Origin of the sequence: Planococcus chinensis (assembly GCF_020071995.1) — a bacterium.
Lineage (GTDB): Bacteria > Bacillota > Bacilli > Bacillales_A > Planococcaceae > Planococcus > Planococcus chinensis_A.
In genome coordinates, this window is record NZ_JABWTK010000002.1 from 84,785 (window position 1) to 109,082 (window position 24,298).

Here is a 24,298-nt window from a genome sequence, read left to right on the forward strand (position 1 = left end):
GAATTCGAACTAAGTGCTATCTTTTTAGAGGACTTAAATTTTAGGGGGTATACATCATGAACATTTCTTCAAAAACTTCAAAATGGCTATTAGCTGCAGGAACAGCATCCATGCTTTTATTGGCTGGCTGCGGCAATTCCGGCAGCGAGGAAACAGATTCGGCTGAATCGAAAACGGCTTGGGATGAAATCCAGGAACAGGGTTCCATGACGGTTGCCACTTCCGGTACGCTTCTTGCGACTTCGTTCCGCGATCCGAAATCCGATGAACTGACCGGCTTTGAAGTGGAAGTTGTGCGCGAACTCGGCAAACGCCTTGATTTGGACATTGAATTTAAAGAGCTGGGCTTTGACGAAATGTTGACCAGCGTCAACACTGGCCAAATTGACATCGCTGCCAACGATATTGAAATTACAGAAGACCGTCTGGATAATTTCATTTTCTCAACGCCGATCAAGCATTCTTACGGGACAGCCGTTGTGCGGAAAGATGATTTATCCGGCATCAAGACATTGGAAGATTTGAAAGGCAAAAAAGCCGCCGGTGCATCCACTTCAATTTATATGGAAATCGCCCGCAGCTATGGTGCAGAAGAAGTAACGTATGACAATGCAACAAACGAAGTCTATTTGCGTGATGTGTCCATCGGACGTACGGACGTCATCTTGAACGATTATTATTTGTCGACATTTGGCGTTGCGGCTTTTCCTGAACTGAACATCACGATTCATCCGGACATCAAATACAGCCCATCGGAAGTTGGACTTGTAATGAACAAAGACAACAAAGAACTTGCTGAAAATGTCAATAAAAAATTGGAAGAAATGCTCGAAGATGGCACCATTTCTGACATCTCCGCTGAGTTTTTCGGCGGTGCGGACGTTTCTGTAAAACCTGACATCGAGTAAGCAAATTGGAGGTTTATATATGAGTGACATCGAATGGGGGCTGCTCTTTGATCCGCAACTGGCCATAGAGTCTCTTCCATACGTATTGGAAGGCATCTGGTACACTTTGCTTATTTCCATCGTCAGCATGGTGCTTGCCTTGTTTATCGGTTTTTTCCTGGCGCTTGCACGGACATCCAAGCTTGTGCTGCTTCAATGGCCGGCACGCCTGTATATCTCCTTTATGCGAGGCGTACCGATTTTAGTCATTCTGTTTTTGCTGTATTTTGCACTGCCCGTCATTGGCGTTGAATTTACCGCTTTGCAGGCTGCTTTGATCGGCTTTACCATTAACTGCGCTGCTTATGTGGCTGAAGTGTTCCGTTCTTCATTGGCTTCTGTCGACAAAGGGCAATGGGAATCTTCCACTGCTCTTGGCCTGACTTATTGGCAGACCATGCGGCGCATCATTTTGCCGCAGTCAGTCCGCATCGCGGTGCCGCCGCTTTCAAATATCTATCTTGATTTGATCAAAGCTTCTTCGCTCGCTGCCATGATCACGGTGCCGGAAGTCTTCCAAAAAGCGCGCGTCGTCGGCGCACGTGAATACGACTTGTTGACACTGCTGATTCTGGTGTCGCTGATTTACTGGGCGATTTGTTCTGTCATGACCGTGCTGCAAAACTACCTGGAGAAGCGCTATGCGGATTATCTGTAACAAAAAAACGAACAAGACCTCCAATTGGAAGTCTTGTTCGTTTTTTATTTGGAAATCTCCTGCTTCTTTTTAATGCCCTGCTACATCCCGTTTTGTAAAAGCCACCCAGGCGGCTACCAGGAACGCAGCAAAATAAACGACCAAGACAACGACCGAGAAAGTCAATGTCATTCCTTCGACTATCGGTTGAGCACCATTAAAATATTGCGAAAGATTCGTATTGGCGAACAAAATATATTTCGACCATTCGTATTGGGAAACAAATGAAACGATGGCGCTTCCCGCCATCATAAGGAAGATGGACAGTCCGATTGCCATGGCGCTGCTTCTGAAAATCGTTGAAATCATAAATGCGAATGTCGCCATCATAATTAGCGTAATCATCTTCAGGCCATAGGACATCAAGATTTCTTTGATTGCATTTCTTTCCGCATAGCCTTCTGCAGTCGTGATGACAATGTCAGGAGAAAGTCCATTCACGCCAAAGAACAGCGCACCGACAATCCAGGAGAAAACAAGAAGCGCTGCAAGCAAGGTAGCCGCGAACACCAGCACCGATACATATTTCGCCAGCAAAATCTTAGTCCGGGATATCGGTCGGATCAGCAGCAGTTTGATGGTTCCCCATTTAAATTCATTCGCCACGATGCCAGCGGCCACAATAATCGTGAACAAACTGAGCAGCGAAGACAACATGGCGTTTTCAAGGACATATTCCCATGCATCATAGGGCTGGGGTTTAATATTATTTTCAAGGTAATAATTATTTTTCTCAATCAACATCGGATTTTCAAAGGCCGCAAATTCATCCTGCTCCATCTCTGCAGCCAGCTCAGCATTTTCTTCCTGCAGTTCCGTTTTCCAGTCTTCTCCGTATTCAGTCTGCAAAATACCAGAATCCATGAACGTATAAATCAGCGCTCCCGCCAAAGCGACGACCGCAATAAACCCAATCATGATCCAGGCGGATTTTTGCGAATACAGTTTGATTTGTTCATTCCATACCAGTTTCAGAAAATTACTCAATTGTGTTCTCCCCTATCAAATCAAAGAATTTGTCTTCCAAAGTCGACTGAAGCACACGCACTCCGTAAACATCCATCCCTTTTTGGATCAACTCTTTCAGTACTTGAGGAATTTGATCTTTGGTTAAGGATAGGACGAGTTCTTTTTTATGGATATTCACTTTTTGTGCAGTTTGCGCCTCCAGAAAATCCTTTGCCGGTTCGAGGGGAAGAACTTCAATATGTACATCTTTCATCTCACTTTGATTTTCCGTAGTCCGAACCGCTTCAATCGCAACCAATTCACCATTTTTGATAATGCCGATCCGGTCGCACATCAGTTCAATTTCGGATAATAAATGACTGGATACGATGACCGCAACATTTTCCTTTTCCGCCAAGTTGCGTATATACTTTCGAATTTCGCGGATGCCGGAAGGGTCGAGTCCATTGGTCGGTTCATCAAGAATTAAAATAGACGGGCGGTGCAGCAACGCCTGTGCAATTCCAAGACGCTGCCGCATCCCCAAAGAATAGCGCCCAGCTTTCTCATGGATCGCTTTTTCCAGACCGACCAGCGATACTACTTCCTGAATGCGTTCGGGTGTAATTCCCTCCAGCATACGGGCAAAATGCTGCAAGTTTTTCAAGCCGCTCATAAACGGATACATTTCAGGATTTTCCACGATTGCCCCGACATGGCGGATGGCTTCTTTGTAATCTTTTTTAATGCTTTTTCCTTCGATTAACACGTCGCCTTCCGTAATGTCCATTAACCCGACCATCATGCGGATCGTCGTCGTCTTCCCCGCGCCGTTCGGCCCAAGAAACCCAAACACTTCTCCTGCACGTATCTCAAAGCTCAACCCTTTAATGATCGGCTTTTTGCCAATCGTTTTCTTCAGATTAATTAATTGCATCGCTATTGCCGGCTTTGACAAAAAAACACCTCCAAATTTTATGTACCTCTATAGCTTTACGAAATGGAACGAAGTAAGTTTCTAAAATTGGAAAATAAATTCATATTTTTTTAAAAAGGAATAATAAGTCGGAATTAGTGAAGGCGGCTGCAATCCCATTTGCAGATGAATAGACGCAAGAAGAGAAACTCAAATTCCAGGAAATTTGCAAAACGAAGAGACGCATCGAATGGTTAGAGAGAAATTAAATTCGGCTTCTTGAAGAAGACATTGGAACGAAAAAGCCAAAGGCTGCTTTGTTTATAAGCAGCCCTTGGCTTTTTCGTTGCATATTCAACTTTGTTCCATGTACACGAGTTCCCATAAATGTCCATCCAGGTCCTGGAAACTCCAGCCATACATATACTCATTGTCCATTTTGTCGTTTGACGCCTTGCCGCCTGCAGCGAGCGCTTTATTGACCATTTCATCGACCGCTTCACGGCTGTCTGCTGATATCGCTGTAATCACTTCGGTGTTGCGGGTTGCGTCCGTTAATTCCTTTTTCGTAAACGTTTTGAAAAACGGTTCCGTCAGCAGCATCACAAAAATATTCTCTCCGGCAATCATGCAAGCCGCTTTTTCATCCGTCATTTCCGGATGGAATTCAAAACCGAGACTGTTGAAAAAACTCTTCGATTTTTCCAAGTCTTTAACCGGCAAGTTAACGTAGATCTCTTTCACCTGCAAACCCATTTTATTCCCTCCTTCCTCTAAAATTCACTCTCCTAACTATTCGGTAAAATTTCTTCATTCCCTTCACTTGGACGTGGAAATTTCGTCCTGCTCAATTGCGGAATTTCTTATGGATTCTCCCGTAGCTGCAGAAAAAAATCCTGCCCCTTTTCAGGAGACAGGATTTCTGTCTGTTAAGTATTGCCGCTTAGCGAATCAACGTATTTTTTAGCTTCCAATAGAGAGAGCCCCAGATGTTCTCTTGCCATCTTAATAGCCTCTATATCTTTTCCATCCTGTAATAATTGCCGCAGTCCCTCATTGACTGGCGGCTCCTTCAGCGGTTCTTCACTGTTGATGGCTGCAATGGTTTTCTGCATGTCCGCCAATTGTTTTTCCATCGCTTTCAAGCGGTTGTCCATCATCCCATAAACCAGATAAACTGCCGCAAGAATTGCTCCAGCTATGACGAGTATCCACGATAAATCCATTTCAAGCACTCCTTTTTGCCAAAAATATTTTGCTTATAGCAGCGCTTTTCCTTTTTGATAAAAACGGTCTCTGTCTACCTGAGGAACGAAAGCACCGCCCGTCGCCCAAACAAGGTGGGTTACATTCCCTTCCTTCAAGCCGTGGTCTTCCAAATAAGAAGTTTTCATCACTTCCCCCGGCCCAATCAGACCTGCAGTTGCAGAAGGTTCGACAAAAATGTCTTCTGTGTCGGCAAGCAATGCCAGCAGCTTGAAGAGTTCGTCATCTTCCAAAGTGTAAATGCCGCTGACCAGCTTTTCACTGGTTACAGAGGCAAAGCTCGATGGGCGCCCTACTGCCAGGCCGTCTGCTTCTGTCCGGTTATCAATACCAAAATCCTGGACGCTTACTTTGTCTTTTTCGCCAGTCAATAAGCCGATTAAGACTGCCGGAGAATGGGTCGGTTCCACGAAAAAGCAATGCACGGCATCGCCGAATACTTGCTTCAAGCCGAACGTGATGCCGCCCGGTGCACCGCCTACGCCGCATGGCAAATAGACGAATAAAGGATGGCTTGCATTGACTGTAATCTGTGCTTCTTCGAGCTGTTTTTTCAAACGGAACGCTGCCACGCTGTATCCCAGGAACAGATGCTTCGATTTTTCATCATCGACAAAATACGCATTGGCATCCGTTTCGGTCTGCGCCCTGCCAAGTGCGACCGCTTCGCTGAAGTCGCCGGCACATTCATGGACAATGGCCCCATTTGCGCGCAGCAAATCTTTCTTCCACTGCTTGGCATCCGCCGACATGTAGACGGATGTTCGAAAGCCGAGCCGTGCACCGACGATGCCAATGCTGAGCCCGAGATTGCCGGTAGATCCGACGCCAATTGAATAATTGCTGAAAAACTGCTTGAATGCCGGTTTTGAGAACAACTCGTAATTGTCTTCTTCCTTCAGGAGCCCTTCTTCCATCGCCAATTGTTCTGCATGGTACAGCACTTCATAAACGCCACCGCGCGCTTTGACAGATCCTGCAATCGGCAGCTCATTGTCGCATTTCAAGAAAAGCGCCCCTTGGACTGCACTGTGGTAATGGGCATTCAGTGCTTTCTGCATTTCCGGAATTTTGCGGACGGGCGACTCAATGATGCCGTCAGACGGTTCCGCATCCGCAAATTCTTTAGCTAAATAAGGAGCAAAGCGCTGCCATAGCGATTCCGCCCGTTTCATATCCTCCAGAGAAACCGGAAGTTCGGGAAGTACCGCCATTTCCGATAATTTGGGATTTTGCCACATCACCGGCTTTAAAGATATGATGTCTTGCAATAACGGATATCGCTGCTTCCATTCGTTGATTTTCTGCTGGCTTTGCATTGATTTCATCCCCTCCGACTAAAGATGGTCTTTGCTCCATCATACACGAAAATCGTTTATTTTCTTGAAAAGCCGCTGATTATTTTCGAAGCAGCGAGAAGCAATAGCCCTGCGATTATAAACATCCACCATCCGATAGAGATCACAGGACCGAATTCCGGAATCAGGATGATTGCAAGCATCATCACGGCAAATGCTCCTCCGCCTGCCAAACCAGCTTTAACATAGCCGCTAAACGATTTTTTCTTAGGTTTGAACAACGTGGAGCGCATAATTTTGAAAAACAGCACCACGCCGACAAAGCCAATTCCCGTAATAACGATCAACAAACTGAGCAACTGGCCAAGCGATACGTCGGTCTCTACAGGTTCGAACAAAGATATTAGCAGATTTATGGCCCCGTAAGTCAAACTGAACCAGCCGGCCAATCCCGCTACTTGTGAGATGGCGAATAAAGCGGAACTGCGCTTTTTCTCACGCGGCAAGTTTTCAATCAGTTCATCTGCATAGGCTTTTGGATTGCTGCCAAAAACTTCAGCCGCAGACTTCCCGTATTGCTGGCCTTCCAGCAAATGGTCAAGCAAATCCATCAGGACTTCTTCGGTGGCATGTTCATCAACCCGAAGATCAGTCCGCACATACACCAGAAAATCTTCGTAAACCGCCAAATTTTCCTCATTCAAGTCTTCCCGTTTGTTGTTGTTCTGTTCAATCAATTCATCTGTCATCCTCATTGTGTTCCACCCCTTTTCAGTAATTCACTGACTGGTGCTGCAATTTGGCGCCATTCTTCCGAAATTTCTTCGAGCTCTTTTTTGCCGCTGTCGGTCAAAAAATAATACTTGCGGTTCGGGCCGGATGCGGAAGGCCGCATTTCCCCTTTGATGAAGCCGTTTTTCTGGAGCCGGAGCAGTACAGGATAAATGGTGCCGTCACTGATGTCCGGCAGCCCGATCTGCTGCAGCTTCTGTGACAATTCGTAGCCATAAACCGGTTCCGCTTCCACTACCGCCATGACGCAGGCATCCAGTACCCCTTTCAATAATTGGCTTCTGCTCGCCATATAGTTGTCCACCTCCACGGTACTTGGCAAAACAAGATAGCTAAGTTAAAAAATAGCTACCTTGCGTAGCCAAGTAGTTGCCTACATCTTATTTTATTTTCAGAAAATTGTCAACGGGTATGTTGAAATTTTTTGCTTACTGTCCGTTCGACAGTATATACTGTCTGCCGAACCTCAAATACTGTCCGGAAATGCCTTTTTACTGTCCGCAACAAAAAAAGCCGACCCAAAGGTCAGCTTTATAGGGTTCCTGCTTTCAAACTTTCGTGCCAATCGGCGAGCATCGGCAAATCTTCTTCTGAAATGGCGTTCATTTCCATCGCTTCTTCGACCAGTGCCGGGAAGTTGGTCAGCGTATGGAATGTAAAGCCTGCGCCGGTAATCGCTTCGATCGACTGCGGCAAATCGTATGTAAAAATGGCGACGATGCCGAGCACGTCAAAGCCGGCTGCTTTCAAGCCTTCTGCTGCCTGCAGGACAGAGCCGCCTTTGGAAATCAAATCTTCCACAACCACGACTTTTTTGCCGGGTTCGACCTTGCCTTCAATCATATTGCCCTGGCCATGCTCTTTCGCTTTCGAACGCACGTAAACCATCGGCAAGTCCAGAAGATCACTAACCCAGGCAGCATGCGGAATGCCGGCGGTTGCCGTTCCTGCCACCACTTCACAGTCCGGATAGGATTCCTGAATCAGTCCCGCCAATCCTTTGGCGATCTCTTTCCGAACCTTAGGGTACGACATCGTCAGGCGGTTGTCGCAGTAAATCGGTGATTTGATGCCGGATGCCCAAGTGAACGGGTCTTGCGGGCGCAGTTCGACTGCACCGATATTGAGTAATTGTCTTGCGATATGCTGTTTCATCATTGACCGCTCCATTCGTTTTTGATTTGGCGGTAGCTTGCCGCCGGATCAGGCGATTTCGTAATGGCCCGTCCGACAACGATATGCGTCGAGCCCTGCTCACGGGCCGTTGCGGGCGTCGCGACCCGTTTCTGGTCGTCCGCTGCGCCGTCTGCCAAGCGGATGCCCGGTGTGACTTTCAAAAATTCTTCTCCGCACGCATCTTTGATGCCGTTTGCTTCCAATACCGAACAGACCACGCCGTCGAGGCCGGCCCGTTTGGCTTGTTTGGCATAATGTAAAACGGACTCTTCCAGGCTGACGTAAATGAGTTGGTCTTCGTGCATCTGGTTTTCATCGGTTGACGTCAGTTGGGTGACGGCAATCAGCTTCGTATCGCTTCCTGCAAGCCCGCGTTTAGCCGCATGCATCATGTCAAAGCCGCCTGCCGCGTGGACATTTGTTAAGTCCACCCCTAATTTTGCCAAGCCCCTCATTGCCGCTTCCACGGTATTCGGAATATCGTGCAATTTCAAGTCCAGGAAAATCTGATGGCCCATCTTCTTGATGCTGCGAACCAGTTCCGGCCCTTCCTGGTAAAAGAGCTCCATGCCCACTTTGACAAAAAGCGGTTCGTCAAACTTTGACAGGAAGTCCTCTACTTGTTGTTTTGATGAAAAGTCTAACGCAATAATGGGTTTATTCACAGACGGTGGCTCCTTCCGACAAGTTCTTCTATGGATTCATATCCAAGCTCGTGCAATTTTTCCGGCAGCTGGCTGATGATTTCCGGACAGACGAACGGATTGACAAAGTTCGCCGTTCCGACTGCCACTGCATTTGCACCGGCTGACAAGAAGTCGATGACATCGTTGACATCTGCCACTCCGCCCATTCCGATGATCGGCAAATCGGTTTGCTTGCGCACTTCATACACCATGCGAAGCGCAACCGGTTTGACTGCAGGGCCGGACAGGCCGCCTGTAATATTGGCAATGACCGGGCGCCCGGTTTTAGCATCGAGGCGCATGCCGAGCAGCGTGTTGATCATCGTGATGCCATCCGCGCCGCCCTCTTCCACTGCTTTGGCAATCGATACAATATCGGTGACGTTCGGGGATAATTTGATGTATACCGGGACTGATGAAACGTCTTTGACAGCGCGCGTCAATTCCTTTGCGATGTCTGGGTCCGTGCCGAATGTGATGCCGCCTTGTTTGACGTTCGGGCAGGAAATATTGATTTCCAGTGCATGGACATTCGGAGACTCCGAAATCGCTTTTGCCACTTCCACATAATCTTCCGTTGTGGTGCCAGCGACGTTTGCGATGATCGGCACGTCGTATTGCTCCAGACGCGGCAGTTCTTCGCCGAGCACTTTTTGAAGCCCTGGATTTTGGAGGCCGATGGCGTTCAACATGCCGGAAGCCGTCTCGGCAACACGCGGCGTCGGGTTCCCAAGACGCGTTTCGACCGTCGTCGCTTTGATCATAATGGCGCCGAGCGCGGATAAATCGTAAAGCTGTGAATATTCCTTGCCAAAACCGAAGCAGCCGGAAGCCGGCATAATCGGGTTTTTCAAATCAAGTCCTGGAAGTTGTACGTTTAAATTTGTCATGAAATCACTACCCCCGCTGGAAATACCGGTCCATCCGAACATACTTTGATGTAATCCGTTTCACTCCTTGTTGTCCGGCACACACAGGCGAAACAAGCACCGATGCCGCAGCTCATGCGCTGTTCATAGGACAGGAAGCCCTGTTTCTCGGGATACGCCCATTGCACCGCTTCAAGCATCGGCGTCGGTCCGCAACTGTAATACGTATCAAAATCCTTCGGCAGTTCATTCAGAATATGAGTGACAAACCCCTGCGTGCCGTGGGAGCCGTCGACGGTCGCAATATGCGTATCGCCGAGCTGCCGGAATTTGTCTTCATAGAACACTGCTCCTTTGCTTTCGAAGCCGAGGATATGGACCGTTTCGATGCCTTTTGCGTTCAGCTCTTTCGCCAGTTCATAAAGCGGCGGCACCCCGATGCCTCCGCCAATCAAGTAGGCTTTCTGTTTGGCTTGTTCCACCGGGAAGCCGTTGCCGAGCGGCCCAAGAATATCAACGGTGTCGCCGGCTTTTTTCTCGGACAGCAAAGTGGTCCCTCTGCCTTCCGCCCGATAGATCATGGTGAACTGGGAAGCAGCGTAATCAATCGATGCTACCGAAATCGGACGGCGCAGCAATGGTTCAAAGCTGTCCGCTACCCTTACGTGGACAAACTGCCCCGGGGCTTTCATTTCCCCGGTCAATTCGCCCTGCACCGTCAATTCGAAAATATGATGGGCAATTTCCTGTTGTTTTGTGACAACCATCCGTTCTTGTTTGATCATACGCCAGCTCCCATTTCTTCTGCAGAAAATGTCATTGATTCGATGACGCGCAGCATCGCTTCTGCTGTGTCGAGCGACGTTAAGCACGGTACACCGTTTTCCACCGATTCGCGGCGGATGCGGAAACCGTCCCGCTCCGGCTGTTTGCCTCGCGTCAAGGTATTGATGACCAGCTGAGCATCACCGTTTTGGATCACATCAATCAAGGTCTTGCCTTCTGAACCGATCTTGCCGATCGTCGTCACGCGGATGCCTGCCAGTTCGAGCGACTTTGCAGTTCCTTCGGTCGCCAGGATGTGGTAGCCGATTGCAGTGAAACGTCTCGCCAGGCCGATTGCTTCCGCTTTGTCTTTATCGGAAATTGTCATCAGCACAGAACCGTGGTCTTTGATTTCCATGCCTGCTGCTACAAGTCCTTTGTAGAGGGCTTTTTCAAGCGTGGAATCTTTGCCCATCACTTCGCCTGTCGATTTCATTTCCGGTCCGAGCGTGATGTCGACGCGGCGCAGTTTCGCGAACGAGAACACCGGCACTTTCACATAGACGCCTTTTGAAAGCGGCGCAAGTCCAGGAGTGAAGCCCTGTTCCGTGATGCTGTGTCCGAGAATCGCTTTCATGGCGATATTGGCCATCGGGATGGCCGTAATCTTGCTCATGAACGGCACCGTCCGGCTAGAGCGAGGATTCACTTCGATGACGAACACTTCGCCTTTTGAAATGACGTACTGGATGTTCAACAAGCCGACAATGTTCAAGCCTTTTGCCAGGCGGGTCGTGTAATCGACCAGGGTGTCCAGCAGTTCCTGGGAGATGTTCTGCGTCGGGTAGACCGCAATCGAATCGCCTGAGTGGACGCCGGCACGTTCGATATGTTCCATGATCCCTGGAATCAAGACGTTTTCTCCGTCCGAAATGGCGTCGACTTCGATTTCAATCCCCGTCAAATACCGGTCCACCAGCACCGGATGTTCCGGGCTCGCTTCCACGGCATGCTCCATATAATGGCGCAGGTCCTTTTCGTTGTAGACGATTTCCATCGCGCGCCCTCCGAGGACGTAGGACGGGCGGACAAGTACCGGATAGCCGATGTCTGAAGCGATGACCACCGCTTCTTGCGCTGATACTGCTGTTTTGCCGAGCGGCTGCGGAATACCGATTTCATGCAGGGCCGCTTCGAATTTATTGCGGTTTTCCGCACGGTCCAAGTCTTCCAGAGACGTACCGAGAATTTTCACGCCGTTTTGTTCCAGCTTGTCTGCCAGATTGATGGCCGTCTGGCCGCCGAACTGGACGACAACGCCTTTTGGCTGTTCAATTTCAATGATGTGCATGACATCTTCAACCGTCAGCGGCTCAAAGTACAATTTATCCGAAATGGAGAAGTCGGTGGAAACCGTTTCCGGGTTGTTGTTGATGATGATTGCTTCGTAACCTGCTTCTTTGATGGCCCAGACAGAATGGACCGTGGCATAATCGAATTCGACGCCTTGGCCGATGCGGATCGGACCTGATCCAAGGACGATGATGCTTTCTTTGTCGGTCCGGATCGATTCGTTTTCGTCTTCGTAGGTGCCGTAGAAATACGGTGTTTCCGATTCGAACTCCGCGGCGCATGTATCAACCATTTTATAGACCGGCATCAATTTCTGTTCTTTTCTCCAGTTGTAGACTTCCTGGGCAGTGGTTCCCCAGAGCTTGGCAATTGTAATGTCCGCAAAGCCCATCCGTTTCGCTTTTTTCGCTGCTGCAAAGTCAAAGCGGTTTTCTTTCAGCACATTCTCGAACTGGACAATGTTTTCGAATTTTTTCAAGAAGAACAAGTCGATTTGGCTCCAGCTGTGGATGGTTTCAATGCTCACCCCGCGGCGAAGTGCTTCCCCGATAAAGAACAAGCGCTCATCGCCGGCCCGGCAAATGCGTTTTTGGATCCACTCATCGCTCATGGCATCTGCATTTTTCAAAGCCAAATGGAACTGTCCGGTTTCAAGGGAGCGGACGGCTTTCAAAATCGCCTCTTCAAATGAGCGGCCCATCGCCATGACTTCTCCTGTGGCTTTCATTTGTGTGCCCAAGTTGCGTTTTGCCGATTCGAACTTGTCGAACGGCCAGCGTGGAATTTTTGCTACTACATAATCGAGTGCCGGTTCGAACGAGGCATACGTGCGCCCCGTTACCGGGTTGATCATTTCATCGAGCGTCAGGCCGACTGCAATTTTTGCCGCGAGTTTGGCAATCGGATAGCCCGTCGCTTTGGAAGCGAGTGCCGAAGAACGGCTGACGCGCGGGTTCACTTCGATGATGTAGTACTGGAAGCTGTATGGGTCGAGTGCCAGCTGGACGTTGCAGCCGCCTTCGATTTTCAATGCCCGGATGATTTTCAGCGAGACATTGCGCAGCATCTGGTATTCCCGGTCAGACAAAGTCTGGCTCGGCGCTACGACAATCGAATCGCCGGTATGGATGCCGACGGGATCGATGTTTTCCATATTGCAGACGACGATGGCTGTGTCGTTGGCGTCTCGCATCACTTCATATTCGACTTCTTTCATTCCGGCAATCGATTTCTCGAGCAAACATTGCGTGACCGGGCTGTATTTCAATCCGCTCGTGACGATTTCCTGCAGTTCCTCTTGCGTGTGGCAGATGCCGCCGCCAGTACCGCCAAGCGTGAACGCCGGGCGGACAATCACTGGGAATCCGACGCGCTCAACGAAATTCTGGGCTTCGTCAAGGTTGTGGATAATATCGGAATCCGGAACCGGTTCGCCGAGTTCATTCATCAAAGTGCGGAACAAATCGCGGTCTTCCGCTTTATGGATGGCTTCGAGTTTCGTCCCCAAAATTTCGATACCCAGTTCATCCAGGATTCCCGATTCGTCCAGTTCAATCGCCATATTGAGCCCCGTCTGGCCGCCAAGCGTCGGAAGCAGCGCATCCGGACGTTCTTTCCGGAGAATGCGGCTGACAAAATCCAGTGTAATCGGCTCGATGTAGACCTTATCGGCGATTTCGGTATCAGTCATGATCGTTGCCGGATTGGAGTTAATCAGGATGACGCGGTAGCCTTCTTCTTTTAACGCCAGGCAGGCTTGTGTTCCGGCATAGTCAAATTCTGCAGCTTGTCCGATCACAATGGGACCGGAACCGATTACGAGGATACTTTGAATGTCTTGTCTTTTAGGCATATTGCTGCTCCTTTCGAGTTGCGCTCATGATGTCGATAAAACGGTCGAACAGGTAGTTGGAATCTTCCGGGCCAGGCGATGATTCCGGATGATATTGCACAGTGAATGCCGGGTAGTCCAAGTGGGCAAGCCCTTCGTTTGTGCCGTCGTTGATGGCTCTATGCGTCACTTTCAGGCGTGTGCCTTTCAAGGTTTCTTCATCCACTGCATAACCGTGGTTCTGGGACGTAATTTCCACTCTTCCGGTCGTCAAATCTTTTACCGGATGGTTGCCGCCGCGGTGGCCGAATTTCAGTTTGAATGTCCCGGCGCCACACGCACGTGCAAACAATTGGTGGCCGAGGCAGATGCCGAACAGAGGCACTTGGCCAAGCAGTTCACGGACCACATCCACGCACTCTTCGACGTCTTTCGGGTCTCCCGGTCCGTTTGACAGCATGATGCCGTCCGGCCCCCAGGCAAGAATTTCCTGAGCTGTCGTGTTGTAAGGCACGACGATCACGTCGCAGTCGCGCTTGTTCAGTTCACGCAAGATGCCGTGCTTCATGCCGTAGTCGATCAGCACCACCCGTTTGCCGCGTCCCGGGCTTGGATAAGGACGCGCCGTGGAAACTTGCGCCACTTGGTTATGCGGCAACTCCGTCCCTTCCAGCTTTGCCACCACTTCAGCGACATTCACTTGTTCTCCGGCTGCCGTCAAGACGCCTTTGATGGAACCTTTCGAGCGGATCAGCCGCGTCAGTTTGCGCGTATCGATTTCCGCGATTCCTGGAATGTTTTTCATGCGGAACAATTCGTCGAGCGTGGCGTTGCAGCGGAAGTTCGATGGGAATTCCGCCATTTCGCGGACGACCATGCCTTTTACAGCAGGCTCGATCGATTCAAAATCATCGCTGTTGATGCCGTAATTGCCGATCAGCGGGTAGGTCATCGTGACAATCTGGCCGCAGTAGGAAGGATCCGACAAAATTTCCTGATAGCCGGTCATGCTCGTGTTGAACACCACTTCGCCGACTGAAGCATTGTCGCTGCCGAATGCCGTGCCTTCAAATACCGTACCGTCTTCTAAGATCAAATAACGTTTCATCAGTTTGTCTCCTCCTGCCATACGATTTGTCCGCCGTAAATTGTCATTGCCGGCCATCCTGTGCAGTTCCAGCCGCCGAATGGAGTGTTTTTTCCTTTTGATAAAAATTCATCAACGTTGATTGGCTGCTCTTTTTCCAGATCCAGGAGCACCAGGTCCGCTTGTTTGCCGATTTCGAGTGTGCCGTACGGCAGACCGAATGTTTCACTCGGTTTGACCGTCAGCCAGTCGATCAATTGCTGCAGCGTCCATTTGCCGGTTTCGACAAACTTTGTGTACAACAGCGGAAACGCTGTTTCAAATCCGACGATGCCAAACGGCGCTTTATCCATGCCGTTCGTTTTTTCTTCCAGTGTATGCGGCGCATGGTCGGTGGCAATAAAGTCGAGTGTGCCGTCCAATAAGCCTTCGTGCAGCGCTGCCAGATCTTCTTTCGCCCGGAGTGGCGGGTTCATTTTCCAGTTGGCATCGTCTCCCGGAATGTCGTCTTCACTCAGCAGCAAATGGTGCGGCGTGACTTCTGCAGTCACGCGGACGCCTGCCCGTTTCGCATCGCGGATGACGCGCACCGATTCTTTGGTGGAGACGTGGCAGACGTGGTAATGGGCGCCTGCCGCTTCCGCCAGCAGAATGTCGCGTGCAATATGCACCGATTCCGCAATCGACGGAATGCCTTTCAAGCCAAGTTCTTTGCTGCGCATGCCTTCGTGCATAACGCCGTCGTAGATCAGGCTATTGTCTTCACAATGCGCCACGACCGGCATATCGATTTTGGCTGCGTCCAGCATCGTTTCATACATCATACCTGCCTGCTGGATGCCGACGCCGTCATCGGTGAAGGCGAAAGCGCCGTTGTCTTTTAACTCCTGCAAATTCGTGCGTTCTTTCCCGGCTTCCCGGATGGTGATGGAAGCATACGGCAAAACTCGGATAAGCGCATTTTTTTCAATCAAAGCGTTGACATGCTGCAGGTTTTCTTTCGTATCCGGCACCGGCCGCGTATTTGGCATCGCACAGATTGTCGTATAGCCGCCTTTGGCTGCTGATTTCGTCCCGCTTTCGATTGTTTCCTTTTGCTCGCCGCCCGGTTCACGCAAATGCACGTGAACGTCTACAAATCCTGGTGCGATCATCCGGCCTTTGCCGTCGAGTTGGGTTTCGCCTTTGGAAGATAGTTCTGTACCGATCTCTTCGATCTTCCCTTGTGCCACCCGCACATCTTTTTCGTTCAGTTCTCCGTTTTCCAGTACCTTGACGTTTTTAATCAACAAATCCATTCTCAATCTCTCCCTTTCAATGCATATTCCAGTACAGCCATCCGGACAAACACACCGTTTGCCATTTGTTTGAATATCCGTGAGCGTTCGCATTCCACTAAGCAATCCGCGATTTCGACACCTCGATTGATAGGCGCCGGATGCATAATGATGGCCGTGTCTTTCATTTTCCGTTCGCGCTCCACTGTCAATCCGTATTGTTCATGGTAATTTTCCTTTGAGAATAAAGCCGATACCGCGTGGCGTTCGTGCTGGACGCGCAGCATCATGACGACATCCGTATCCGGAAGCAATTCATCCAGGTTTTGCGAGGTTTCATAGCCGCCGCTCCATTCTTCCGGGCAGACGAACGATACTTCAGCCCCCAGCTGCTTCAAGGCAGCCGCATTGGATTTGGCAACCCGGCTATGGGCAATGTCACCGACAATGGTCACGTGAATGCCTTCAAAGCGGCCAAACTCCTGGTGGATTGTGTACAAGTCGAGCAGCGATTGCGTCGGGTGCTGCCCTGAGCCATCACCGCCGTTGATGATGGCGACGTTGCAGCCTTTCAGCTCTTCGTAATAGGCTTCTTCTTCGTGGCGGATGACAATGCCGTCCACTCCAATCGACTCGAAAGTTTTGACCGTGTCATACAAGGTTTCGCCTTTTTGGACACTGGAGAAGGCTGTTTCAAATGGAAGTACGGTCAGCCCCATGCGGTGTTCGGCCATTTCAAAGCTCATTTTGGTCCGTGTGCTTGGCTCGTAGAACAGATTGACGATGGTTCCCGTCATGGGATGCTGTTCGCCGCGTTCGAATTCTCCTGCCCGTTTCAGCAATTTCATGATGGTCCGGTTTTTCAAGTGGTTCATTGTCAGTACGTTTGGCAAGTGGATCCCTTCCTTTCATTAAAAAACACCTTCCTGAGAGCAGGAAGGTGTGAGGAAATAAAGGCATGGTTCGCCCTTGCTTCGACCCTTTCCATGCCTCTCTGGACATTCATTAAAAGGTGATTATGCAGTTCCGTGATCAATTTCTTCTTTGTTGCGCCCTGGCAGGACGAGGTTTAACAGTACGCCGATGATGGCAGCAAGCGCCATTCCTTCGATTGAGAACGACTCGCTGAACTGGATTTTCGCTCCGCCGATCCCGATGACCAGGATGACTGAGGAGATGACCAAATTGCGTTTGTCGCCGAAGTTGATGCGGTTGTCGACCAGCATGCGTAAGCCGGATGAAGCGATAATCCCGAACAGCAGGATGGAAATGCCGCCGAGCACCGCAGTTGGAATCGTCTCGATGACGGCCATCAGTTTTCCGAAGAATGAGAAGGCGATGGCGAACACTGCTGCTCCGATGATGACGTAGACGCTGTATACCCGGGTGATGGCGAGGACGCCGATGTTTTCCCCGTAAGTCGTTTTTGGCGGTCCGCCGACGAAAGATGAAATCAATGTGCCGAGCCCGTCGCCGAGAATCGAGCGGTGAAGCCCGGGATCTTTTATGTAATTGCGTTCTACAATTTTTCCGAGCACCAGCTGATGGCCGATGTGTTCAGAAATCGTCACGATTGCAATCGGCACCATGACGAACAGCAAGGTTGGCGTGACGGTAAAGCTGTAGTCGATGCCGGGAATCAGGAAGTCCGGCACCTGGAACCAGGTCGCTTGGGCGATCGGTGCGTAATCGATAATGCCGATTGCCGCCGAGTAGATGTAGCCGGCGATGATGCCGATCAGGATGGGCATCAGGCTGATAATGTTTTTAAAGTAGATATTGCAGATGATGGCGGTAATCAGCGTGACCAGTGCGGCTGAGAAATGCTTCATGCTGTATTGGCTCACGCCGTCGACCGTGATGTTCATGGCCATGTCAACCGCTGTTCCGGATAATGCCAGCCCGATGACGATGATGACCGGCCCGACCACAATCGGCGGCAGGAGCTCCATCAGCCAGCGGTAGCCGGTTTTCCAAATGATGAGTGCGACAATGGCGTAGACGAGTGACACAAACATGGCTCCGATCATCGCTGAGCCGATGCCGCCCGTTTCAGTTGCAATGGTGATCGGGACGATAAAGGCGAAAGACGAACCGAGGTACGCCGGCACTTTAAACTGGGTGATCAGGATGAAGATGATGGTCGCGATGCCGCTTGTCAACAGCGCAATCGCCGGGCTTAAGCCGACCAGTTTCGGAACGAGAATCGTTGCGCCGAACATGGCGAACATGTGCTGAAGGCTCAATGAAATCCATTGGACCGTTTTCGGTTGATCTTGTACATCCAATACTGCTTCATTCATTGCTGCTTCTCTCCGTTTCTATTCATGGATCGCTACACGGTCGCTGCCGTCGCTTTCTTCCATTTGCACCACAATGCGTTCATTGCTCGACGTCGGAATGTTCTTTCCGACAAAATCTGCCCGGATCGGCAATTCCCGGTGTCCCCGGTCAACCAGCACCGCCAGCTGAATCTGGGCGGGGCGCCCAAGGTCCATGACAGCATCCATAGCCGCTCTGACCGTTCTTCCCGTATAAAGCACATCATCGACCAAAATCACTTTCTTGTTCGAGATATTGTGTTCGATGTCCACTTGCTGGACAAGCGGTTCCTGATTTTTCGTTTTCACGCTCAAATCGTCCCGGTAAAGTGTAATGTCCAGTTCGCCTTTTAAAATTGGCTTGCCTTCAATTTGTTCGATTTTTTCAGCGAGCCGTTTTGCAATGAATGCGCCTCTTGTTTTGATGCCGACTAAGATGCAGTCGTCTATTCCTTTATTGCGCTCAATGATTTCGTGGGCAATTCGCGTTATGGCCCGCGTAATCGCTTTTTCATCCAAAATCCCTGCTTTTTCCACCATGTGTTCCACTCCTTTTCCAAATAAAAAACCTCTTGCCTGAGAGGCAAGAGGTTAGATGCGCAGAAAAATTCAGCATGGAAGACAGTCTCCCAGCCAGCGTAAATACCTTCTCGGCCTCTCTGGACCGTTTTTAAAGGTGTTGCTTATTCGATTTGTTTTTTTAAGTATAAAGAACAGTCAACCGCTTTGTCAATCTTTCTCTCGAAGAGATTCCAAAAGCTCTGCAAACTCTGCTGGCGGCTCTGCCGAAAACTCCAAGTATTCGCCTGTTCGCGGATGATCAAAACCGATTACTTCAGCATGCAATGCCTGGCCGCCGATATCCATTGTTTTCTTCGGTCCGTATTTTGGATCGCCTACTAACGGGAACCCGATGTATTTCATATGGACACGGATTTGGTGGGTGCGGCCTGTTTCCAAACGGCATTCCACTAAAGTGAAATTGCCGAAGCGCTCCAGTACACGGAAATGTGTCACGGCGTGTTTGCCTTTGTCGATGACAGCCATTTTCTGGCGGTCTTTCGAGTCACGGCCGATCGGGGCTTCAATTGTCCCTTTATCGTGCGGAATATGGCCATGGACAAGCGCCACATATTTGCGCGTAACGGTTTTCTTCACCAATTGATCGACCAATGACGTATGCGCCATATCATTTTTGGCAACCATCAATAAACCGGAAGTGTCTTTATCGATGCGGTGGACAATTCCGGGACGGGCTATGCCGTTAATTCCGGACAAGTCCTTGCAATGGAACATCAGCCCGTTGACAAGCGTTCCTTTTGCGTGTCCGGGAGCCGGATGGACCACCATGCCTCTTGGCTTGTTCACAACTAATACATCCGCGTCTTCGTAAGCGATTTCGAGGTTCAAGTCTTCCGGAACAACGTCCAGTTCTTCCAGCAGCGGTGGCGAAACAATGATGATATCGTCCAGACGCACTTTGTAATTCGGTTTGACTGTTTCGCCGTTGACTTTCACAGCGCCGTCTTTCACCCAGTTGGCAATTTGCGAGCGGGACCAGTCTTCGTCGATTGATGATACAGCTTTATCAATCCGCACACCGGCCATTTCTTCTGTTATTTCTATTGTCAAATCTTCAATTTCCATTAAGACACCTTTTTCTTTTCTTGTTTTTCGTCAATGATGATAAATAAGATCATCAATACCACACCTATTGTCAATGCAGCATCCGCCACATTAAAAATCGGGAAATCGTAATTGATGACAGGAATCAGCACATCCACAAAGTCCACTACTTCTCCGCGCAGCATCCGGTCAATAAAGTTTCCGATTGCACCGCCGAGCAGCACCATCAAACTCAATTGAAACAACGGTTTTCCGGTTGCGTGCTTATGAAAATACCAAAGAATCCCGGCTATTACAGCCACTGTGATAATGGCGAACAGCCACATCTGCCCTTCCAGCATCCCCCAGGCAGCTCCGCGGTTCCGGTGCGAAAGCCAGCCAAGATAGGGGTCCAGAACAGCGATCCGTTCACCCAATTCCATATTTTTTACTACCAGCCACTTGGTCCATTGATCAAGTGCAATGATCACTAATGCAATTCCATAATAAAGTATAAACATGTGTTTCCCCCGTCAATTCATCAGTCAGTTTATTTTACCACATCCCGCCTCGAAAAAGGAAACTGGCTGAAATGTCCCAATAGGATACGAGTCCTTGTCTGCCGATATTGTGCAAACGAGCTAGATAAGTTATTTCTGCTAGTAAGCCTATTCAGTACTATTCAAACGATAGATGCTTTGAGCGGCAAAAGCAGTATATTCGATTCCTTTCAAGCAACTACAAGCTAAACAGCGTAACTTTATAACGAAAATAAACAAAAAAGCTGCCAGGATTTCTCCCGGCAGCTTTCCAGTATTCGTATTATGCGTATTGTTTTTCGACGACGCTTGCACAACGCGGGCATAGAGCCGGATGTGATTCGTTTTTGCCGATTTCTTCAGAGATTGTCCAGCAGCGTTCGCATTTTTCGCCTGACGCTTTTTCGACAACCACTGCCACTTTGTTTAATTTCAAAGCCTGTTCCGGTGCTTGTTCAAGCGCTCCGCCGAACTCGTATTGGGATACGATGAACAGTTGAGCTACGTTTTCATCCACGGAAGAAAGCAAGCTGTTTACTTCTTCTGATCCGTAAACGGTCACTTTGGCTTCAAGTGATTTCCCGATGGTTTTCGCAGCACGGGCTTCTTCCAATGCTTTCAATACATCGTCACGGACGTCCATAAAGTTCGTCCATTTCGCTTCCAGGTCAGCAAATGCCGGGTTTTCTTCGCTTTCAGGGAAATCCGTCAGCTGAACGCTTTCTTCTTCCACAAAGCCTAAGTAGCCCCACATTTCGTCTGTCGTATGCGGGATGATCGGCGTTGCCAATTTCAGGATAGCCATCAAGGAATCGAACATAACCGTCTGCATTGCACGGCGGTGTGGATGGTCAGCCGCTTCAATGTACACAACGTCTTTCGCCACATCCAGGTAGAATGAGCTCAAGTCATTTGCACAATAGCCATTCAACGCGTGATAGATCGAAGAGAATTCATACGTTTCGTAGCCTTTGCGGGCTGTCTCGATCATCTTCTGCAATTTCATGACCATATACTGATCCATTTCGCGCATATCTTCAAATGCGACGCGGTGTTCTTTTTCATTGAAATCCGCCAAGTTTCCGTGAAGGAATTTCAAGGTGTTGCGGATTTTTCGGTAAACTTCCGACACTTGCTTGAAGTTGTCGTCTGATACGCGCACATCAGCGGTGTAGTCAACAGACGCTACCCATAGGCGAAGGATATCTGCGCCCATCTGGTTCATGACTTTCGCTGGAACGATGACGTTGCCGAGTGATTTACTCATTTTGCGGCCATTGCCGTCCAATGTAAATCCGTGGCTCAAGACCCCTTTGTAAGGCGCGATGCCGTTGATGGCGACGCTTGTCGTCAAAGATGAGTTGAACCAGCCGCGGTATTGGTCAGAGCCTTCCAAATACAAGTCCGCCGGGTATTGAAGGTCTTCGCGTTCTTCAAGGACGCCTTGGTGAGACGAACCTGAATCGAACCAAACGTCCATGATGTCGGTTTCTTTGACGAAGATGCCGTTCGGGCTGCTTGGATGTGTAAATCCTGGCGGCAATAATTCGGCAGCTGTGCGTTCGAACCAGACGTTTGAACCGTGTTCACGGAACAATTCGGCAATGTGCGAGATGGTTTCTTTTGTGATAACCGGATCGCCGTTTTCTGCATAAAATACAGGAATCGGCACGCCCCAAACGCGCTGGCGCGAGATATTCCAGTCGCCTCGGTCGCGCAGCATATTGAATAGGCGCGTTTCGCCCCATGCCGGCGTAAAGCTTGTTTCGTTAATCGCTTTTAGAATCTGGTCGCGGAAAGCATCGATGGAAACGAACCATTGAGCCGTCGCCCGGTAGATTACCGGTTTTTTCGTACGCCAGTCATGCGGGTATGAATGCGTGATGAACGACAAGTGCACAAGTGCGCCTGCTGCGTCCAAAGCTTCTGTGATGGATTTATTGGCTTTGTCATAGAACTGGCCTTCAAACCCTGGAGCTTCGTCCGTCATGACGCCTTTTTCATCAACCGGGCAAAGAACGTCCAAGCCGTACTTTTTGCCGATCAGGAAGTCATCTTCCCCATGCCCTGGAGCTGTATGGACAAAACCGGTACCGGAATCGATCGTTACGTGCTCCCCGAGCATCATCAGTGAAGTGCGGTCATACAGCGGGTGTTGGGTGAGGATATGCTCAAACTGGACGCCTTTGATTTCGCGCACCACTTCATAATCCGTCCATTCCACTTCTTTCGCCACTTCATCCAGCAAATCCTGAGCCACCACATACAACGATCCGTTTACGGAAACTTCCACGTAGTTGAAATCGGCATGTGCTGAGATTCCCAAGTTTGCCGGGATGGTCCAAGGAGTTGTTGTCCAGATCAGCACGTTCGTGCCTTCTGCCAAAACGCCTTTGCCGTCCACAACTTTGAAAGCAACGTAAATTGATGGTGATTTCTTGTCTGCATATTCGATTTCTGCTTCCGCCAGTGAAGATTCACTTGAAGGGGACCAGTAAACCGGTTTTAACCCTTTATAGATATAGCCTTTGTTCGCCATTTTGCCGAATACTTCGATTTGGCGGGCTTCATAGGCAGGCTTCAACGTTACGTATGGATTTTCCCAATCGCCGCGCACCCCGATGCGTTTAAACTGCGAACGCTGGTTGTCAATTTGCTCATAAGCATATTCTTCACAAAGCTTGCGGAATTCCGCCAAAGACATTTCTTTGCGGTTAACCCCTTTGTTTGTCAATGCCTGTTCAATCGGCAGGCCGTGCGTATCCCAGCCCGGAACATAAGGAGCGTGGAAGCCCATCATCGAACGCGAACGGACGATCATGTCTTTTAGCACTTTGTTAAGGGCGTGGCCCATGTGAAGGTCACCGTTAGCGTACGGGGGTCCATCATGAAGAATGAAGAATGGACGGCCTTTCGTGCGTTCCAGCGACTTTTGGTAAATGTTCATATCTTCCCATTTCTTCTGCATTTCCGGTTCCCGGTTCGGCAAATTGCCGCGCATCGGAAAATCTGTTTTCGGCATCAATAACGTGTCTTTGTATTCCATTGCAATTCCTCCTGTAGGCATAATAAAAAGCCCCCCATCCCTGGAAAGGGACGAGGAGCTAAACTCGCGGTACCACCCTTGTTGCAGCTCTTAGCTGCCACTCGAACACCGTAACGTGGTGGATACGGAATTGGGTACTTTGTCGGTTCCCCAATTCTGCTCAAGAGTGATTTTCCTCAAAACATTCTTCACCAGGCTCTCACTGTCCCCGGCTCGCTTTGTCGAATTGTTTGGAGTACTGTCTCCGTCAACGCTTTTAAAGATATGACGTAATTATAGAATTTAGAAGTTGCTGCGTCAAGTTCAGTAGACTTCTTTCTTTTCTTCCAATTTATCCAGGTTGGTCGTATCGATGTCATATTCCATCAATGTTTCCCAATCATCCGTTTCAATCAAGTCCAGCTGTGCTTCCACCAGCATTTTGAAGCGGTTGCGGAATACTTTGGACTGTTTTTTCAACTCTTCGATTTCCAGTGCTATGCGGCGTGCTTTCGTCAATGATTCGTTGACAATGCGGTCTGCATTTTTTTCAGCTTCGCGGATGATCAGCTTCGCTTCTTTTTGCGTATTGCGGCGGACTTCTTCCGCTGCTTCCTGTGCCACTACAATCGACTTCTGCAAAGTTGACTCAATCGTCGTGAAATGGCCGACGCGCTCATCTGTCTGCGTTAAGCGATCTTCCAGCTCTTTCTTTTCTTTTAACAGAATTTCGTAATCTTTGATGATTTGATCCAGGAATTCGTTTACTTCGTCTTCCTGATATCCTCTGAATGCTTTGCTAAACTCTTTATTATGTATATCCAAGGGGGATAATGGCATAGTAAGGGCACCTCTCCTTAATTAACTTCGTTTCTTTACATTATACAGTCCATGGCTGTA

Annotated in this window: 23 protein-coding genes and 1 other annotated feature; of the genes, 2 read left to right on the forward strand and 21 right to left on the reverse strand. The window is 49.3% G+C overall.

The window, feature by feature from the left end; all coding sequences use genetic code 11:
* Window positions 1-56: 56 nt before the first annotated feature.
* On the forward strand, window positions 57-908 hold the full coding sequence (locus tag HU147_RS03515; RefSeq protein ID WP_224074936.1) for a transporter substrate-binding domain-containing protein: 852 nt from the start codon (window positions 57-59) through the stop codon (window positions 906-908).
* Window positions 909-927: 19 nt separating this feature from the next.
* Window positions 928-1,605, forward strand: a complete 678-nt coding sequence (locus HU147_RS03520) for an amino acid ABC transporter permease (RefSeq protein WP_224074937.1) — start codon at window positions 928-930, stop codon at window positions 1,603-1,605.
* A 69-nt stretch (window positions 1,606-1,674) separates the two neighbouring features.
* Here the strand turns inward: HU147_RS03520 and HU147_RS03525 are convergent, their stop codons facing one another.
* The 21 genes from HU147_RS03525 to HU147_RS03625 form a co-directional block, all read right to left on the reverse strand.
* The gene (locus HU147_RS03525; protein ID WP_224074938.1) at window positions 1,675-2,631 is read right to left on the reverse strand and encodes an ABC transporter permease; all 957 of its coding nucleotides are present in this window, start codon (window positions 2,629-2,631) and stop codon (window positions 1,675-1,677) included.
* Window positions 2,624-3,550, reverse strand: a complete 927-nt coding sequence (locus HU147_RS03530) for an ABC transporter ATP-binding protein (protein WP_224074939.1) — start codon at window positions 3,548-3,550, stop codon at window positions 2,624-2,626. Before HU147_RS03530 ends, HU147_RS03525 begins: the two co-directional genes overlap by 8 nt.
* A gap of 312 nt (window positions 3,551-3,862) precedes the next feature.
* The gene (locus HU147_RS03535) at window positions 3,863-4,264 is read right to left on the reverse strand and encodes a VOC family protein (protein ID WP_224074940.1); all 402 of its coding nucleotides are present in this window, start codon (window positions 4,262-4,264) and stop codon (window positions 3,863-3,865) included.
* A 173-nt stretch (window positions 4,265-4,437) separates the two neighbouring features.
* Entirely contained in the window at window positions 4,438-4,734 is a 297-nt protein-coding gene (locus HU147_RS03540; protein ID WP_224074941.1) for a hypothetical protein, read from the reverse strand.
* A gap of 33 nt (window positions 4,735-4,767) precedes the next feature.
* Complete coding sequence (locus HU147_RS03545) at window positions 4,768-6,093, reverse strand: D-serine ammonia-lyase (protein ID WP_224075286.1); 1,326 nt, start codon at window positions 6,091-6,093, stop codon at window positions 4,768-4,770.
* A 56-nt stretch (window positions 6,094-6,149) separates the two neighbouring features.
* Complete coding sequence (locus tag HU147_RS03550; protein WP_224074942.1) at window positions 6,150-6,827, reverse strand: DUF1129 family protein; 678 nt, start codon at window positions 6,825-6,827, stop codon at window positions 6,150-6,152.
* A complete protein-coding gene (locus HU147_RS03555) occupies window positions 6,824-7,156 on the reverse strand; it encodes a PadR family transcriptional regulator (protein WP_036806825.1) in 333 nt (110 codons plus the stop codon). The genes HU147_RS03550 and HU147_RS03555 overlap by 4 nt, the downstream gene beginning before the upstream one ends.
* A 239-nt stretch (window positions 7,157-7,395) precedes the next feature.
* Window positions 7,396-8,019 carry an orotate phosphoribosyltransferase gene (pyrE, locus tag HU147_RS03560; RefSeq protein WP_224075287.1) on the reverse strand — a complete coding sequence of 208 codons (624 nt, stop codon included), beginning with the start codon at window positions 8,017-8,019 and terminating at the stop codon, window positions 7,396-7,398.
* The gene (gene pyrF, locus HU147_RS03565; protein ID WP_224074943.1) at window positions 8,019-8,705 is read right to left on the reverse strand and encodes an orotidine-5'-phosphate decarboxylase; all 687 of its coding nucleotides are present in this window, start codon (window positions 8,703-8,705) and stop codon (window positions 8,019-8,021) included. Before pyrF ends, pyrE begins: the two co-directional genes overlap by 1 nt.
* On the reverse strand, window positions 8,702-9,616 hold the full coding sequence (locus HU147_RS03570) for a dihydroorotate dehydrogenase (RefSeq protein WP_224074944.1): 915 nt from the start codon (window positions 9,614-9,616) through the stop codon (window positions 8,702-8,704). The genes pyrF and HU147_RS03570 overlap by 4 nt, the downstream gene beginning before the upstream one ends.
* Window positions 9,613-10,380, reverse strand: coding sequence for a dihydroorotate dehydrogenase electron transfer subunit (locus HU147_RS03575; RefSeq protein WP_224074945.1), 768 nt, complete (start codon window positions 10,378-10,380; stop codon window positions 9,613-9,615). The genes HU147_RS03570 and HU147_RS03575 overlap by 4 nt, the downstream gene beginning before the upstream one ends.
* Window positions 10,377-13,565 carry a carbamoyl-phosphate synthase large subunit gene (gene carB / locus HU147_RS03580; protein WP_224074946.1) on the reverse strand — a complete coding sequence of 1,063 codons (3,189 nt, stop codon included), beginning with the start codon at window positions 13,563-13,565 and terminating at the stop codon, window positions 10,377-10,379. Before carB ends, HU147_RS03575 begins: the two co-directional genes overlap by 4 nt.
* The gene (locus tag HU147_RS03585; protein ID WP_224075288.1) at window positions 13,558-14,655 is read right to left on the reverse strand and encodes a carbamoyl phosphate synthase small subunit; all 1,098 of its coding nucleotides are present in this window, start codon (window positions 14,653-14,655) and stop codon (window positions 13,558-13,560) included. The genes carB and HU147_RS03585 overlap by 8 nt, the downstream gene beginning before the upstream one ends.
* The gene (locus HU147_RS03590; RefSeq protein ID WP_224074947.1) at window positions 14,652-15,929 is read right to left on the reverse strand and encodes a dihydroorotase; all 1,278 of its coding nucleotides are present in this window, start codon (window positions 15,927-15,929) and stop codon (window positions 14,652-14,654) included. Before HU147_RS03590 ends, HU147_RS03585 begins: the two co-directional genes overlap by 4 nt.
* A 2-nt stretch (window positions 15,930-15,931) precedes the next feature.
* On the reverse strand, window positions 15,932-16,801 hold the full coding sequence (locus tag HU147_RS03595; protein ID WP_224074948.1) for an aspartate carbamoyltransferase catalytic subunit: 870 nt from the start codon (window positions 16,799-16,801) through the stop codon (window positions 15,932-15,934).
* Window positions 16,802-16,924: 123 nt separating this feature from the next.
* On the reverse strand, window positions 16,925-18,211 hold the full coding sequence (locus HU147_RS03600; protein WP_224074949.1) for a solute carrier family 23 protein: 1,287 nt from the start codon (window positions 18,209-18,211) through the stop codon (window positions 16,925-16,927).
* A gap of 18 nt (window positions 18,212-18,229) precedes the next feature.
* A complete protein-coding gene (pyrR, locus tag HU147_RS03605) occupies window positions 18,230-18,766 on the reverse strand; it encodes a bifunctional pyr operon transcriptional regulator/uracil phosphoribosyltransferase PyrR (protein ID WP_317985490.1) in 537 nt (178 codons plus the stop codon).
* A gap of 192 nt (window positions 18,767-18,958) precedes the next feature.
* Window positions 18,959-19,870, reverse strand: a complete 912-nt coding sequence (locus HU147_RS03610) for an RluA family pseudouridine synthase (protein WP_224075289.1) — start codon at window positions 19,868-19,870, stop codon at window positions 18,959-18,961.
* Window positions 19,871-19,875: 5 nt separating this feature from the next.
* On the reverse strand, window positions 19,876-20,355 hold the full coding sequence (gene lspA / locus HU147_RS03615; RefSeq protein ID WP_224074951.1) for a signal peptidase II: 480 nt from the start codon (window positions 20,353-20,355) through the stop codon (window positions 19,876-19,878).
* A 301-nt stretch (window positions 20,356-20,656) separates the two neighbouring features.
* On the reverse strand, window positions 20,657-23,419 hold the full coding sequence (gene ileS, locus HU147_RS03620) for an isoleucine--tRNA ligase (RefSeq protein WP_224074952.1): 2,763 nt from the start codon (window positions 23,417-23,419) through the stop codon (window positions 20,657-20,659).
* 43 nt (window positions 23,420-23,462) lie between these two features.
* Window positions 23,463-23,679: a binding site (T-box leader), on the reverse strand.
* A gap of 43 nt (window positions 23,680-23,722) precedes the next feature.
* The gene (locus tag HU147_RS03625; protein WP_036806865.1) at window positions 23,723-24,238 is read right to left on the reverse strand and encodes a DivIVA domain-containing protein; all 516 of its coding nucleotides are present in this window, start codon (window positions 24,236-24,238) and stop codon (window positions 23,723-23,725) included.
* Window positions 24,239-24,298: the final 60 nt, after the last annotated feature.